This window comes from Rhodococcus sp. SJ-3, assembly GCF_051918125.1.
Taxonomy (GTDB): Bacteria; Actinomycetota; Actinomycetes; order Mycobacteriales; family Mycobacteriaceae; genus Rhodococcus.
Genome location: NZ_CM123306.1, coordinates 1,830,979 through 1,845,000 on the forward strand (window position 1 = coordinate 1,830,979; position 14,022 = coordinate 1,845,000).

Consider the following 14,022-nt stretch of genomic DNA (forward strand, 5'->3'; position numbering starts at 1 on the left):
CAGTTCGTTCGCTTCATCGGTGGACAACGATCTTTCCTCCCTTCATCACGAATTGGACGTTCTGAGTGACGGTGATGTCGTCGAGAGGGTTGCCGGGTACGGCGATGATGTCGGCGAGGTGGCCGGCTGCCAGCCGCCCTCGGTCGGGTGCGTTGATCAGTTCGGCGGCATTGACCGTCGCCGCGCGCAGCACCGTGATCGGCGGCAATCCGCGCTGGACCAGAGTGACCAGTTCGTTGGCGTTCTTGCCGTGGGGGATCGCCGGGGCGTCGCTGCCGATGGCGATTTTCACGCCCGCCTCGTGCATGCGCACGATCGCCTCACGTGCCTGCGGGAAGATGACCGCTGCCTTGGCCTGCAGTTCGGGCGCAGCTTTGGATACGTCCATGCCGTCGACCAGGCTCTGTGTGGTAACGAGGAAGGTTCGGTGTTCGACCATCATGGCGATGGCCTCGTCGTCGACCAGGAAGCCGTGTTCGATACAGTCGACGCCCGCCGCGATGGCGTGCTTGACGGCCGAGGCGCCGAGACAATGTGCAGCGACGCGCAGTCCGCGCCGATGGGCCTCGCCCACGATGGCACATAGCTCTTCGTCGGAATAGTGTTGTGCGCCGGGGTCTCCCGACAGAGACATCACACCGCCGGAGGCGCTCACCTTGATGAGCTTGGCTCCGTGCTTGATCTGGTAGCGCACCGCTTTGCGCGCCTCTGCCACCCCGTCGGCGACACCTTCCTCGACCGTCACAGGAAGTACGTGCGGTGCGAGTCCGACGAACATCGTGGGATCGAGGTGCCCGCCGGTCGGTGTGATCGCATGCCCGGCAGGCTCGATGCGGGGCCCATCGACCCATCCCGCGTCGACCGCCTTCCCCAGTGACGCATCGAGCAGGTAGCCACCCGTCTTGATGAACAGCCCGAGGTTACGCACGGTAGTGAAGCCCGCACGCAGCGTACGGCGGGCATTACCGACCGCACGCAACAACCGGGTCGGGGGGTCATCCTGAACACTGGACATACCGCCGGTGTCCCCGCGGCCGCCCATCAGCAGGTTGACTTCCATGTCCATCAGACCGGGCAGCAGGACCAGATCACCGAGATCGATGACCTGTCCCTGCTGCACCTGCTGCTGGCCGACTCCGACGATGCGGTCCCGGTCGACGGTGATTACGCCGGGACGGATGATGTCGCCGGTGTCGATGTCGAGCAAACCGGCAGCTCTGAGGGTGACCACGACTCAGACCACCGGCTCCTTGATGCACTCGACGTAGGACGCGCCGCTGTCGGGCACCCTGGCCTGCTTCCAGACCTCGATGGCAAACGAGATGGTGATCAGCGACTGCATGATGTGCATCAACGACCGCACGTCCTCGGGCAGATCGTCCAACGGGAACTTGTCGCAGTAGACCATCGCGTCGGCGAGCCGGGGCAACGCAGCGTCGTAGAGCGCCTGCATCTCAGGCATCCCCGACGCCAGTCGCTTCGCGTAGCGCTCTCCTTCGGTCGCCAGGTCCCAATCGAGGAACCGTTCCAGCTCAGCGAATTCGGCGGGAAGCTTATCAGTGTGAGCCATTGCGGTACTCCTCCACGATATCGCCGACAGCCTTGTGCAGGTGCCGGAGCAGAATTTCCTGGTCGCACAACGGGAATTCGGTCACCACCTGGGTGCCGATCATGGTCTGGGTCGCCTCGAGGGTATTGGCGTCCTGCAGTGCGTATTCCTTGAACGCAAGGCCGGTCATCTCGTGCCGGAGCCGCTGCGAGCAGGTCTTGGCCGGGACCAAGTAGAGATTGCACTCGAAGATGTGCTTGTCCACCGCCGTGGGCCAGTAGTGGTACGTCAAGAACCACCCGGGCTCCCAGATCAGCAGCGTCATGTTGGGGAAGAATTCGAACGACGAGCAGCCCCACTGCTTGTGCTGCGACGGATTGACACCCGCCGGCGGCGGGTTGATGCCCTCGATGTCGGGCTTGTCCCACGGCCCGAACAGCCCGGCACGCAGGATCCGCTCGATCGGCTTGACCATGTTCGGATCCTTCGGTGGGCTCATCCCACCCCACGACGTGATCAGCGAATGCGGGGTGTCGATGTCGTAATGCAGTGCCTCGAATCCGTACTGGATGAGCTTTTCGGATTCTTCCTTCACCGACTGCTTCGCGTGCAGGATCGGTGCGTGGTAGAACTCGGCGAACGAGTCGATGAACAGCTTCCAGTTCGCATTGATCTCCGAGCGGTACGACCAGACCTCGGTCATCTCTTCGAAGGGGTAGTCCTCGATGGACTTCGGCAGCCGACCCAAGAAGTCCTGGAGCGGTGCGGCATCGTTGTCGAAGTTGATGAAGATGAAACCGCGCCACAATTCGCAGCGCACCGGCAGGAGTCCGTACTGATCCTTGTCGACGTCGAAGAACTCGTGTTCTTGCTGAATAAACGTGAGATCGCCATCGAGGCTGTAGCGCCACGCATGGTACTTGCAGGTGAATTGCTTGCAGCTGCCCGAAACTTCTTCATTGGGAAAGTCATTCCAGATCAGCTTGTTTCCGCGATGGCGGCATACGTTGTGGTAGGCCTTGACCGTTTGGTCGTCGGTCCGAACGACGATCACCGACGTGCCCTCGCCCGCCGCGGCGATCTCCTTGGTGAAGTAGCTGCCCTTCTTGGGCACCTTGTCCACCCTGCCGACGTTGAGCCACTTCTTCTTGAAGATGGCTTCCTGCTCATCCTTGTAGAACTGCGGGTCGATCGAGTCGGTGTAGTCGACCGGCGCTGTGCCCAGTTCGGGCCAATGCTGGGTCCAACTCCCGGCATCGGGTTTGGCGAAGTGAGTTGTCAACAGAGTCAACCTTTCTTGTGGAGTCCCCTGAGAAGGTGTGCCGTGCGTGGCCGATGGGTCGAGTCGATGCGACGCCATCCCTTTAACTAGACGACGGCGTGTATTTAATTATTACACGGAGCCGTATGATTTTGTCAACGATGACCGTGTGGTCAACTGTCGAGTTCACTTACACGCAGTCACCGAAAATCCGGAACGGCAGTCAACTCATCCACGCGCCAGAATGTTTCGGCGTCCTGGAACCTATGCGCGATGCAATCCGATGCACGCGAAACAGCAGTTCAGAACTGACGCCGGGCTTCATCTCCACGAGGGGCGCGAGCACTTCGAACTCCAACAGCGCTGCGGCGGCACGGGACGGACGCAACTCAGCCCTGGGCTTCGAGCGCTACCGCAGAGGTTGCGGCGAGGTCGCCCCGTCGAAATGGTCAGCAGTGCGACGGCTGGCATCAGTGCCACACTCGGCGTGGACGGCGCACTCGGCCCGCCACTCGCCGCATGGATCGCCGAGAGCTACAACTGGCACGTGTTGTTCTGGGCCTCTGTCGCACTGACCCGCAGTCATGACAGCGTTGACCGCGACTACTCTCCCCTCCTGCTCGATGCACGCCCGGCTCGACACGATGCCGTTGGGGCAATCGGCCTCGCGATCGATGGGACCTACGGTGGCCGGTGCTGTCATGGCCAATCGTCGTCACCAGCCAGACTTCCGCAGTTTCGGGAAGCGAGTACAGCATTCCGAGTCATGGCTCGTTCCACGCTTGCTTCCTGATCGGCGTGGGTGCGGCTTCGCTGCCTCCGTTACTGCCCTGCTTATCCCGCGTCGATCCAAGATCGAGCCTGCATCTCCCACAGACGCCGACGCGCCCGCCCAGGTGGAGGATGCCCAAGAACTGGCGACTCCACAGCACTGAGCTCGCCGCGGTGCAGCAACTGCGCCAACTATCGACCAAGCCCCTGTGCTCGAATTTTCACGCCGGCCGCGTCCTCGATGGGTTTGACGATGCACGTGAAGTCGGACTCTGCGCCCTCCCGGTCGAGCGTCTTACCCCATTGCTGTTCAACGGATTCCGACACAGACAACGTCATGTGCAACTCGTGCGCCTCCTCGAGATACAACCGGAGGTCCTTCACCATCAGCCCAGTAGCGAATCCGTAATCGAAGGTGCCCGTGAGCACCGATCGGGGAAACTTGTCGAGGCTGGCGGTAGTGGCACCCGAGCCGGCGTTGAGGACGTCGATCATGTTTTGTGCGTCGAGTCCGGATTTGACCCCGAGCGCGAGGGCTTCGGCTGTTGCGGCCAGTGCCGTCGCGGAAAGCATATTGTTGATCAGTTTCATGGTCTGCGCTGCGCCGGGGATCTCGCCGAGATAGAAGGTTCTTCCCAGCACCTCGAGTGCTGGGAGCACTGCCTGCACGCGCTCGTGGAGGCCGGACACCATCACCGCGAGCGAACCCTTTTCCGCGCCGACGACTCCGCCGCTGACCGGGCTGTCGATCAACGCGATCTGCCGTTCGGCGAGTACCGCATGAATGCGGCGGGCGACCTGCTGTCCCGAAGACGACAGATCCACCAGGGTGCTGATGGCGGAACCGTGGACGAGCCCCCCAGCTCCGAGTGCGACCTCCAGACATGCCTGCGGGGAGGGGAGGCTGGTGAACACGGTCTCGACCCTGTCCGCGATCCGGCGGGGACTTGTCTCCGGACGTGCGCCCAGGGCAACCAACCGTTGTTGCGCCTCGGGTCGAGTGTCGTATGCGACGACAGTGTGGCCGGCCTCGAGTAAGCGCCTTGCGATAGGAAAGCCAATTTGTCCCAGGCCGATGAATCCGATGTCCATGATCGCCTACCGCTCTGCTGCAGCATCGAGTTCGGCAAAGGTTTCCTCAGCGACGCGGAATGCGTTCATCCCGGCCGGCACGCCGGCATACACCGCGACCTGCAGGAAGACTTCGCAGATCTCGTCGCGGCTGACGCCGTTGTTGAGCGCTCCTTTGAGGTGGGTCCGCAGTTCTCGGGGCCGGTCGAGGATCGAGAGCATGGCCAGGTTGAGCATGCTCCGCGTTGCATTGGTCAACACTTCGCGCCCCCACACTGCGCCCCAACAATATTCGGTGGCCAAATCCTGCATGGGTTTCGAGAATGCGTTCGCGTTGGCAGTGGTGACGTGTGACTGGCCGAGCACCATGGTGCGGATCGCTTGCCCGGTGTCGTATGTGTGTTGGTCCATCGATTGCCTGCCTATGTCATGAGGCTATGCGGTCAGCGGTCATTCCAGGGTTCTTCACCTTGGATGGTGGTGCGGTGCATGGTGCGTCCCGAGGACTCCTCGTACGGCAACGCTCGGTGCAGGATCCCGGTGTTGTCCCACATGACCAGATCACCGACCTGCCACTCGTGGGTGTAGGTGAAGCGTTGCTGGGTGGTCCAGGACTGGAGTTCATCGAGTAATGCGCGGCTCTCCGCTTTCGGCATCCCGACGATGTGGTCGGCAGTGGCGCCGACGACCAACGAGCGACGCCCATCGCGGCGCTCCCACACCAGTGAGGTCTCTTGGGTGGGCAGTCGGCGCCAACTGGCCACTTCCTCGTCTGTCGGATCGGTGTGGATCAGGCGCATAGAAGCTTCGAAGCTGTGCACCACTCGGAGACCCTCACAGCGTTCACGTTCGCTCTCAGGCAGATTCTCGTATGCGGCATAGGTGCTGGCGAATTCGGTGCCACCACCGATCATCGCCACGTGCCGGGCCGTGAGCATCGTGGCCTTGGCCGGCACCGCACTGGTGGTGTCGTCGATATGCCAGTTGAACGTGCCCTTCAGGTACTGGGCGGAGCGATTCTTCTTGGGGTCGAGTGTGACCGGGAAGATCTGTTGCCCGCCTGGGGCGAGGACCGACCCGAACGCCTCGCTCAGTTCGACCTGTGCATCGTCGTCGAGATGGGCGTTGCGCACCAACACCACACCGCGCCAGCGCAATGCTTCTCGGCACTGACTCACAACAGTGGGGTCACGCAGATCATCGACGCTGGATATCGTCAGCTCCGCCCCGAAAGCGGGGCGGAGCGCCGTAGCTACTGCCATCGTGGTTGTCCCTTCCGACGGTGAGAGGTGTGAATGCTTCCCACCACGGTCGAGGTAGTGGTGGGTGCAACAGGTTGCTTATGTGTTGCGTCCGCCGTTGACGCCGAGGATCTGGCCGGTGATGTATCCGGCTTCATCGGAGACCAGGAAGGCACAGGCTGCGGCGATGTCCTCGGGTCGGCCGGGGCGCCGTACCGGGGTCCGTTCAGCGTGCGATTCGACGCTGCCACCGAGACGACCCTTGGCTTCGTTGCGCCGGGTCATCGGGGTGTCGATAAAGCCCGGCGGGATGGTGTTGACGGTGATGCCGTGCTCCCCGAACTCCAGAGCGAGCGATTTGGTCAGTCCGACCACGCCGGTTTTGGAGGCCACGTAATGGGTCATGAAGGGTTGTCCGCTGTGGGTGCTGGATGAAGAAATATTGACGATCCGGCCCCAGCCAACGTCCATCATGTCGGGGATGAGGAGCTGACAGCAGTGGAAGGTACCGGTGAGGTTGACCGCCAGCAGTCTGTTCCACACATCCGGGGTGATCTTGAGGAAGGGACGGAACCCTTCCATTCCGGCATTGTTGACCAGGATCGCGACCGGTCCGAACACCTCATGCACAATATCGATACCGGCTTGGATCTGGTCTCGGTCCGATACATCGACTCCGATCCCGATTGAGGTCGCGCCGGTGGCACTGATCTTTGCCGCCGCCTCTTCCGCCGCGGCAGTGTTCAGATCGAATATCGCAACCTTGGCACCGTCCGCGGCCAAACGTTGAGCAATACCCAGACCGATGCCGGACGCGGCCCCGGTAACGACAGCGACCTTGTCCCCCGAAAGCTCAGACATGGATTCCTCCTGCAGATATGGGTTGCGCGTGCAACCAGGGCTCGGTGCGGCGCGGCGATCACCGCGGTCGGATAACCGGGGCGCCACCCAGCGAATCGGGCCGCACTGTTGCCACGGCGCGCCTCCCGTCAGCGGATCCCAGAATCATACGGACACGTAGAATTAAAAGTAAACGCGTCCGTATCGTTGTGTCAATGGGCGTGCTACCACACTGGGTCCCGTCGGCGCCGCCCCCGACTCTCGACGGTGCCGCCCCTGCCCGCTGACGCACATTCGTGCCGCCCCAGCGCACGCTGGACAGGCTCCGTGCAGACCTGCCCATTTCGATACACTGAAGCACCATGGCGACCACGAACCGACGGCCCGGACGGCCCACTCGAGCCGAGATTGCACAGCTCGACGAGCAATTGCGGGATGTTGCCGTGGCGACATTTCTCGAACACGGTTACGACGGAACGTCGATGGAGGCCGTCGCCAAGGCCGCCCACATCACGAAGCAAACTCTATATTCGCGCTACCCCGACAAGCGCGCACTCTTCGCAGATGTGATCCCCTGGGCCATGTCGCGTCACGATCCCGGCGACACCCTGCCCCGGACGGACAGCGGCGACTTACGCGAATCGCTCATCGATGTCGCGCGCAAGGCACTGGCCTGGAGCACCGATCCGCAAACTGTGCGCTTGCAGCGGATCGCGATGAACGAATCCGCACGGTTCCCCGAGTTCGCCGTTAGCGGCGAAACGATGCTGTGGTCGGCACGTTTACGCGCGGTGATGGAGCTGCTACAGCGGCACATAGACCTAGGTGAGATCGAAATCGACGATGACGAACTCGAACTCGCAGCCGAACACTTCCTGGCTCTCGTCGAAGCACTCCCCACTCGACTAGCCGAGTTCGGCGTCTTCCGTAGCGAAGAACAAGCGGAACGTCACCTGCAATACGCAGTGAAGCTGTTTTTGCGTGCGATCGCCCCCGCCGCCCCAGGCGCCCCCGGCGGGACCAAACGGTCCGGCAGAGCACCGAAGGGGAACGAAACACCCTCGCGTCGGCCTGCCACCGCGAGCTGACACCACATCGGTCCGAGTACGATTTCACCTCTGCAAATGCCCTACCGCGTTCCGAACCAATTGAATCCCATCCCAGGGATATGCTGCGCTCCAACAGATTTCGCCTACCCGTGAACCTCGCACGACCATGCACTCGTGAATACGGGGGAGGACGAGCCTCGACGCATCCGGGCATAGGACCCGTCCGGGTTGTAGATCAGATATTGACAAAGGCGCAGTGAACCGGATATTCATCGTTAAGTATACTTGCGTGGTCACTTACTGAGTAATGTGTTGCCCTATGGCTCACAAGTGCTGCCGCCATGCACTCACCGCGAGGAGTGATCAATGGAGTCGATCGGACTACGTATCGATGTCACCGATGCGGCAAGCTTGGGCGAACATGCCGAGATTGCCGTCACCATCCAACTACCGCTACCGGAACTGCTGGGCGCGGTTCCGGTAATCTGCTTCGCGAAGCCTGGGGCCGGCGCCACCCGCGGCTACTACTTCCGCTCTTCATCCGGAGCCGAGTCCGTAAGCCAGGCGGAATGGCACGCCGCGCGAGGTTGGGTATTCGTTGCACTCGACCACCTCGGGGCCGGGGCGAGCACCACGCATCATGACGACATGCTCCTGAACTTCGGAGTAGTGAGTGCGGCCAACCATGCAGCCGAGCAGGCTGTGACCCGCATGCTTGTCGAAGGTACTGTGCTGCACGGGTATCCGAAACTGAATGATCCAGTATTGCTCGGCATCGGGCATTCGATGGGTGGTGCGCTTGCCATCACTCAACAGGGGCGGTATCACGACTACCACGGCTTGGCAGTGCTCGGCTACAGCGCGGTGCACTCCCATCCGGTAGCACCGCCGGGCACTGATCCGATCGTCCACCCCTGGCGGTTACGTGACCCATCCGCCCACGAACGGGAGGTGGTCCTCAACCGGACTCGCATCGAGATGCATCTGCACAGCGCACGGCCGTTGGAGATTTCCTCGAAGACGAATCAGTGGTTCTTCCACTACGACGACGTCGATCCTGCGGCGATCGAGAACGACGGATGGCGCTCGACAACGTATCCGCGAGGTGTCACCGCATCGGTGCTGACCCCGGGCGTCGTGGCACCGGAGGCGGCGGCAGTGACCACACCGGTGCTGGTTGCCATGGGCGAACGGGACACTGTAGTAGACCCGAAAGGGGAAGCACGCGCCTACGTATCGTCGAGTTCAGTAGATCTGTTCGTCTGCCCGCGAATGGCACACATGCACAACTTCGCCGGAACTCGGGAACTGATGTGGCAACGTATCCACCACTGGGGCTCCTGGGTCCGTTCCCTCGTCATGACAGAATCGACGCTATAGATCTACGACGGGCCCATGCAATCCTCACTGAGAGCCCGGCCAGTTCTACGATTGGTCGGCACCACGAGAGAGTGCGCCATGCAGGAACAACGACACCGCGTGGCGCAGATGGGCCTCCTCGCGCTCGGGTGATCGAGTAATACCGAACATCGCCAGCCGTGCCGGCATGAGCGTCACCAGAGCAAGGAAATCCTCTGCAGCACATTCCACGTCATCGATACGTAACGTGCCTGCGTTCATGTGACGTTCGAGCAACTCCATCACCGCCTGCATGCGTGGCGACCAGGTCAGCGACTGGGTATTGCGAGCGAACTCGGGGAACCTCTCCGCCTCGGCCATTGCAATCCGATTGAGCTTGACGATGTCGGGGTCCACCGCCCTCGCCAGCATCGGCCGACCGAGGGCCAGCAAGCCCTGCTCGAGGTCGTCTGTGGCGACGTCCGGCAATGGTTCGTTCCACCGAGACAACGCCCACGTGACGACTCCGGCAAACAAAGCATTCTTGTCCGGATATCGCGCATACACAGTACGTTTGGTGACTCCCGCGGCCTTTGCCACCGCTTCCATCGTGGTCCGATCGAAACCACGATCGAGGAATACTCCGAGCGCAGCCTCTCGCATCCGTTCACTGAGTTGAGCAGCTTCGGCCTGCGTCGGGCGCCCGGTCCGTGTCCGCGAAGTTTTAGGCGTAGTCGTCATTGACAGAAGTATACGGACGGGACTACATTCCACATCTAAGTATACCAATGAGGTTACTTTCTGTACGTCTTCCGTATCTCGGGGAATGGACAACATGACTGAAACCACCACAAGCGTCCTCGATCCCAGCTCTATCGTTTCCTGGACGCAGAAGCCCTTCGAGGAACTGCTGGCGCTGCCGTATTCCGAAGTCGAAGAAGCACAACGGTCGGCATTGATCGACCGATTCAAGACGTTGAGGCCGCAGATCTCCGCACTGGACAAGCTCGCCACTCGGCAGGAGATCGAGAACGTCGACAGCATCGACGACGTCGTACCACTGCTATTCGATCATCGGGTCTACAAGAGCTATCCGCTGAGCTTGATCGAGAAGCGACGCTTCGACCGCCTGACCGCCTGGCTGGACCGGTTGACCACTCATGATCTGACGACCATCCCGCTAGAGGGCCTCCATTCGGTGGATGCATGGCTCGACCGGCTCGATGAACACGGGATGATCATCGGGCACTCCACAGGGACCACCGGCAAGCTCAGCTTCATTCCACGGTCCCGCAACGAATGGCCGGCCTGGCAGAACGCCTATTTCGAAGCGATGCGGGCCGCAGTCGGCTTCGACACCAAGGCCGTGCAAATCCCGACATTCTCTGCCGGCTACCGTGCCGGGCACCAGATGATGACCAAGATGGGCAAGCTGTTCGCCGAGGCATCCGCCGGAGGCGAGACAGCACGCCACATGCTCTACGACTACCCACTGTCCTCGGATCTGCTGTCCCTTGCAGGCCGGCTCCAGGCAGCCGAGGAGAGCGGCGAGCTGGACACACTCGAGTTCGATCCCAAACTGCTCGAAGAACGCAGGGCCCTGATCGAAGCGAATCGGCACCGCGACGACGACCTCCAGAAGTGGTTCGCTGCGCTCGCCGAAGACTTCCGTGGAGAGCGGGTACGTATCGGTGGAACCTCTGCCGACCTGGTCCGTATCGCCCTCAAGGGCCGTGAAACCGGCGTGCAATGCTCCTTCGCACCGGACTCGATTCTCATGGCCGGTGGCGGCATGAAGGGTTTCAGGGACGCGCCCCCTGACTGGGAAGACCTACTGAAAAGCTTCTTCGGCATCGACCGGATCCGCAGCATGTACGGAATGTCGGAATGCATGGGTACGGCACCCCTGTGCAGTGCCGGGTACTTCCATTTCCTTCCGTTCACGATTCCGCTCGTGCTCGACGAGGACGCTAGACCGCTGCCACGCCGAGGCATACAGACCGGACGATTTGCCCTGTTCGATCTGCTGGCCGAAACATACTGGGGTGGTTTCATTTCCGGAGACCAGGTCACGATCCACTGGGACCTGACGTGCGAATGCGGCTGGGGTGGACCCCGTATCGATCGCAACATCGTACGCTTCGGCGAGATGGAGGGCGGCGACGACAAGATCACCTGCGCCGGTACGGCCCAGGCGTACAACGACTTCATGGATTACGTGAGCGAGGGCTGACATGACACTCACTACCTCTCCGGCCGAGACCACCGTGCTGGACATCCCGCTGGTCCTGCGCGGACGCATCATCGAACCCGATGAGAACAACTCGATCGAGTTCGGTGGACGCACTGGCGCACGATTCCGGACACCCGACGCGCGCGCGTACGCCGCGGACCTGGTTCTGCGAGACGCGAGCGACCTCACTGACCTGCACAACACGCCGATCGACGAGATCCTCGACTTTCTCGCCGAGCTCGGACCCCGCCTGGCAATGGACCGGAATCCACTGATGCAAACAGCATTCGACCTGTGCCTGGATGCTGGGGAGCTCACACCGCCGGTACTACGGCCGATCTACGATCAGATGCCGGCCATGTTCGACCGTGACCGGATGAGCCGCCAGGTAGAGGGGAAGCTGGGCAAGGCCTACCTCGATGGGTGGGTCGAACTGGGCAGTCCCGGCGCGTCCACCATGCGGATGCGGGCCATCGGTACCCGGCAGATGCACATCATCGCGGGCAACGTGCCCATCACCGCGGCACTGACCGTACTGAATGCGGCATTCACCAAGAGCGACTGCCTGATCAAGACCCCCTCCAACGATCCGTTCACCGCCGCAGCGATCGTACGCACCATGATCGAGATCGACCCCGACCATCCAGTCGCCAAACATTTTGCGGTGGCGTACTGGAAAGGCGGCGACACCCAGATCGAGCGACAGGTCTACCGGCCGTCCCGGATCGAGAAGCTCACCGCCTGGGGCGGCATGTCGTCGATGACCCACATCCAGAAGTACCTGGTGCCGGGTATCGAGCTGATCGCGATGAACCCCAAATTGTCGATCTCGATTGTCGGTCACGAAGCACTTGAAACCGCCGAGGCGATGCAGGAGGCCGCGCTCGGAGTCGCGTTGATGGCCGGACGGATGAACCAGACCGCTTGCTCGAGCACTCGCGTGGTCTACGTCCAGTGCACCACCGACGAGGACGACCTCACCCTTCTCGAACAGTTCGGCCAGGCGGTCCATCAGGCATTTCTAGGTCTGCCCGAGCACGAGTCGACCGCCCCCAAATCACCGGCGCCGGAGCTCGAGGACGAACTACGCGCCGTCGCGCTCGACGATGAGTTCTACCGAGTCATCGGTGATACCTCCTCGGCAGGTGTCGTCGTCTCGCGCACCGACGAACCGGTGGAGTTTGCCGATAGTCTCACCAATCGAGTAGTCAATCTCGTCCCGATCGCCGATATCACTCGTGTCCCCCGTTGGGTCAGTGAAGCAACTCAGACTGTGGGGATCTATCCGGAAACCTTGCGTGAACAATTGCGCGACGACCTCGCCCTCCACGGTGTCCAACGCACCCTGCCGCTCGGCGTAGACCTCAAGGCACAGGCAAGTTCTGATCCCGAGCAGACCAGCCGCCTGCCCCACGACGGCACCGAGCCGCTGCGCCGGTCCGTGCGTTGGGTGATCGACCAATCGGTAGACCTACGATGAGTTCGATGCAACTGCGCCGACTCGGACGCAGCGGGCTGGTCGTATCCGAATTTGCCTTGGGAGCCATGACCTTCGGGATGAAGGATTGGGGCTGCGACGAGCAGACCGCCATCGATCTGGTAGATCGATACCTGGATGCCGGTGGAAACTTCCTCGACACCGCGGATGCCTACGGTAGTTCGGAGGAAATCGTCGGGCGTGCGATCAAGGGCAAACGCTCACAGGTCGTGCTCGGGACCAAAGCTGGGCTGCCGACAGGCCGCGGCCCACACGACCGCGGTACCAGTCGCCTGCACCTTGTTTCCGCATGCGAGCGGAGCCTGCGGCGGCTGGGCACCGATTACATCGACGTCTACTGGCTGCATCTCGACGACGAGGCCACGCCCCTCGAAGAAACCGTCTCCGCACTTGATGATCTCGTTCACGCCGGTAAGATTCGTTACGTCGCAGCGTCGAACATGCGCGCCTACCGGTTGATGAAGGCGCTCGCGATCGCAGACCGGATCGGCGCGCAACGGTTCGTCGCCTTCCAAGGGCAGTACAACCTGATCACGCGGACGCTCGAACGGGAGCACTTCGGACTGCTGAGCGAGGAAGGTCTCGGCTTCGTCGGCTGGAGTCCGCTGGCCGCCGGGATGCTCACCGGAAAGGTCACCCCCGACGCGGGCAACGCCGGTACCCGATTGGGACAACGAGAGGTGACTGTCGACAAGCTGGTCAAGAATGAGCGCGGCTTCCGAATCACGGCCGAAGTTCGTGCGATCGCTACCGAACTCGGTTGCAGTCCCGCGAGGTTGGCGTTGTCATGGCAGCGGACCCGTCCGATCACGTCGACGATTCTCGGCGCACGGACGCCAGAACAGCTCGACGACAACCTCTCTGCCCTCGGCCTCGATCTACCCGTCGAGATCGTCGAACGACTGGACCGCCTCAGCGAGATGCCTGCCGAGTATCCGGGTGCCTTCATCGACATGTTCCAGGGCTGGCTACGTGGGGACATCACCTCGATGTCCGCCGGTAGTCACCTGGCGTAGCCTGCCACGCGGATCCGTCAGGACTCGTCGAGGCCGATAATTCGAGGAGAGAACTTTTCCGGTCCAGCGGAAATAGATTCGACGCGTGTTCTCCTTCCCGAACACAAGTCTCCGTCACAGCCCGTGCGCTCAAATGTTCACTCCACCAATTCGGT

The 14,022-nt window shown here is 61.8% G+C and carries 13 protein-coding genes; 5 read left to right on the top strand and 8 right to left on the bottom strand.

Features of this window, described 5'->3' with window-relative positions; all coding sequences use genetic code 11:
• Positions 1–13: 13 nt before the first annotated feature.
• From ACTDXD_RS08270 to ACTDXD_RS08300, 7 genes are all read right to left on the bottom strand, one after another.
• Positions 14–1,231, bottom strand: a complete 1,218-nt coding sequence (locus ACTDXD_RS08270; RefSeq protein ID WP_440126582.1) for a metal-dependent hydrolase family protein — start codon at positions 1,229–1,231, stop codon at positions 14–16.
• A 3-nt stretch (positions 1,232–1,234) separates the two neighbouring features.
• The gene (locus ACTDXD_RS08275) at positions 1,235–1,570 is read right to left on the bottom strand and encodes a hypothetical protein (RefSeq protein ID WP_440126583.1); all 336 of its coding nucleotides are present in this window, start codon (positions 1,568–1,570) and stop codon (positions 1,235–1,237) included.
• Complete coding sequence (locus ACTDXD_RS08280; protein WP_440126584.1) at positions 1,557–2,831, bottom strand: SRPBCC family protein; 1,275 nt, start codon at positions 2,829–2,831, stop codon at positions 1,557–1,559. Before ACTDXD_RS08280 ends, ACTDXD_RS08275 begins: the two co-directional genes overlap by 14 nt.
• Positions 2,832–3,773: 942 nt before the next feature.
• Positions 3,774–4,673: an NAD(P)-dependent oxidoreductase gene (locus ACTDXD_RS08285; protein ID WP_440126585.1), complete on the bottom strand. Its 900-nt coding sequence runs from the start codon at positions 4,671–4,673 to the stop codon at positions 3,774–3,776.
• 6 nt (positions 4,674–4,679) lie between these two features.
• A complete protein-coding gene (locus ACTDXD_RS08290; RefSeq protein WP_440126586.1) occupies positions 4,680–5,063 on the bottom strand; it encodes a carboxymuconolactone decarboxylase family protein in 384 nt (127 codons plus the stop codon).
• Between the two features lie 32 nt (positions 5,064–5,095).
• Positions 5,096–5,914 carry a TauD/TfdA dioxygenase family protein gene (locus ACTDXD_RS08295; RefSeq protein ID WP_440126587.1) on the bottom strand — a complete coding sequence of 273 codons (819 nt, stop codon included), beginning with the start codon at positions 5,912–5,914 and terminating at the stop codon, positions 5,096–5,098.
• A 78-nt stretch (positions 5,915–5,992) separates the two neighbouring features.
• Complete coding sequence (locus ACTDXD_RS08300; RefSeq protein ID WP_440126588.1) at positions 5,993–6,754, bottom strand: SDR family NAD(P)-dependent oxidoreductase; 762 nt, start codon at positions 6,752–6,754, stop codon at positions 5,993–5,995.
• 341 nt (positions 6,755–7,095) lie between these two features.
• Here ACTDXD_RS08300 and ACTDXD_RS08305 point away from each other — a divergent pair, with 341 nt between their 5' ends.
• Both ACTDXD_RS08305 and ACTDXD_RS08310 read left to right on the top strand, forming a co-directional pair.
• Positions 7,096–7,821: a TetR/AcrR family transcriptional regulator gene (locus tag ACTDXD_RS08305; protein ID WP_440126589.1), complete on the top strand. Its 726-nt coding sequence runs from the start codon at positions 7,096–7,098 to the stop codon at positions 7,819–7,821.
• A 327-nt stretch (positions 7,822–8,148) separates the two neighbouring features.
• Positions 8,149–9,162 carry an alpha/beta hydrolase gene (locus ACTDXD_RS08310; protein WP_440126590.1) on the top strand — a complete coding sequence of 338 codons (1,014 nt, stop codon included), beginning with the start codon at positions 8,149–8,151 and terminating at the stop codon, positions 9,160–9,162.
• A 45-nt stretch (positions 9,163–9,207) separates the two neighbouring features.
• Here ACTDXD_RS08310 and ACTDXD_RS08315 read toward each other — a convergent pair whose 3' ends face one another.
• On the bottom strand, positions 9,208–9,861 hold the full coding sequence (locus ACTDXD_RS08315) for a TetR/AcrR family transcriptional regulator (RefSeq protein WP_440126591.1): 654 nt from the start codon (positions 9,859–9,861) through the stop codon (positions 9,208–9,210).
• 94 nt (positions 9,862–9,955) lie between these two features.
• On the opposite strand from ACTDXD_RS08315, the gene ACTDXD_RS08320 reads away from it, so the two are divergent.
• From ACTDXD_RS08320 to ACTDXD_RS08330, 3 genes are read left to right on the top strand one after another with little or no spacing between them, the layout of a single operon-like run.
• Positions 9,956–11,353: a hypothetical protein gene (locus ACTDXD_RS08320; RefSeq protein WP_440126592.1), complete on the top strand. Its 1,398-nt coding sequence runs from the start codon at positions 9,956–9,958 to the stop codon at positions 11,351–11,353.
• 1 nt (position 11,354) lies between these two features.
• Positions 11,355–12,833, top strand: coding sequence for an acyl-CoA reductase (locus tag ACTDXD_RS08325; protein ID WP_440126593.1), 1,479 nt, complete (start codon positions 11,355–11,357; stop codon positions 12,831–12,833).
• 5 nt (positions 12,834–12,838) lie between these two features.
• On the top strand, positions 12,839–13,867 hold the full coding sequence (locus ACTDXD_RS08330) for an aldo/keto reductase (RefSeq protein ID WP_440126594.1): 1,029 nt from the start codon (positions 12,839–12,841) through the stop codon (positions 13,865–13,867).
• The last annotated feature ends 155 nt before the right edge of the window (positions 13,868–14,022 follow it).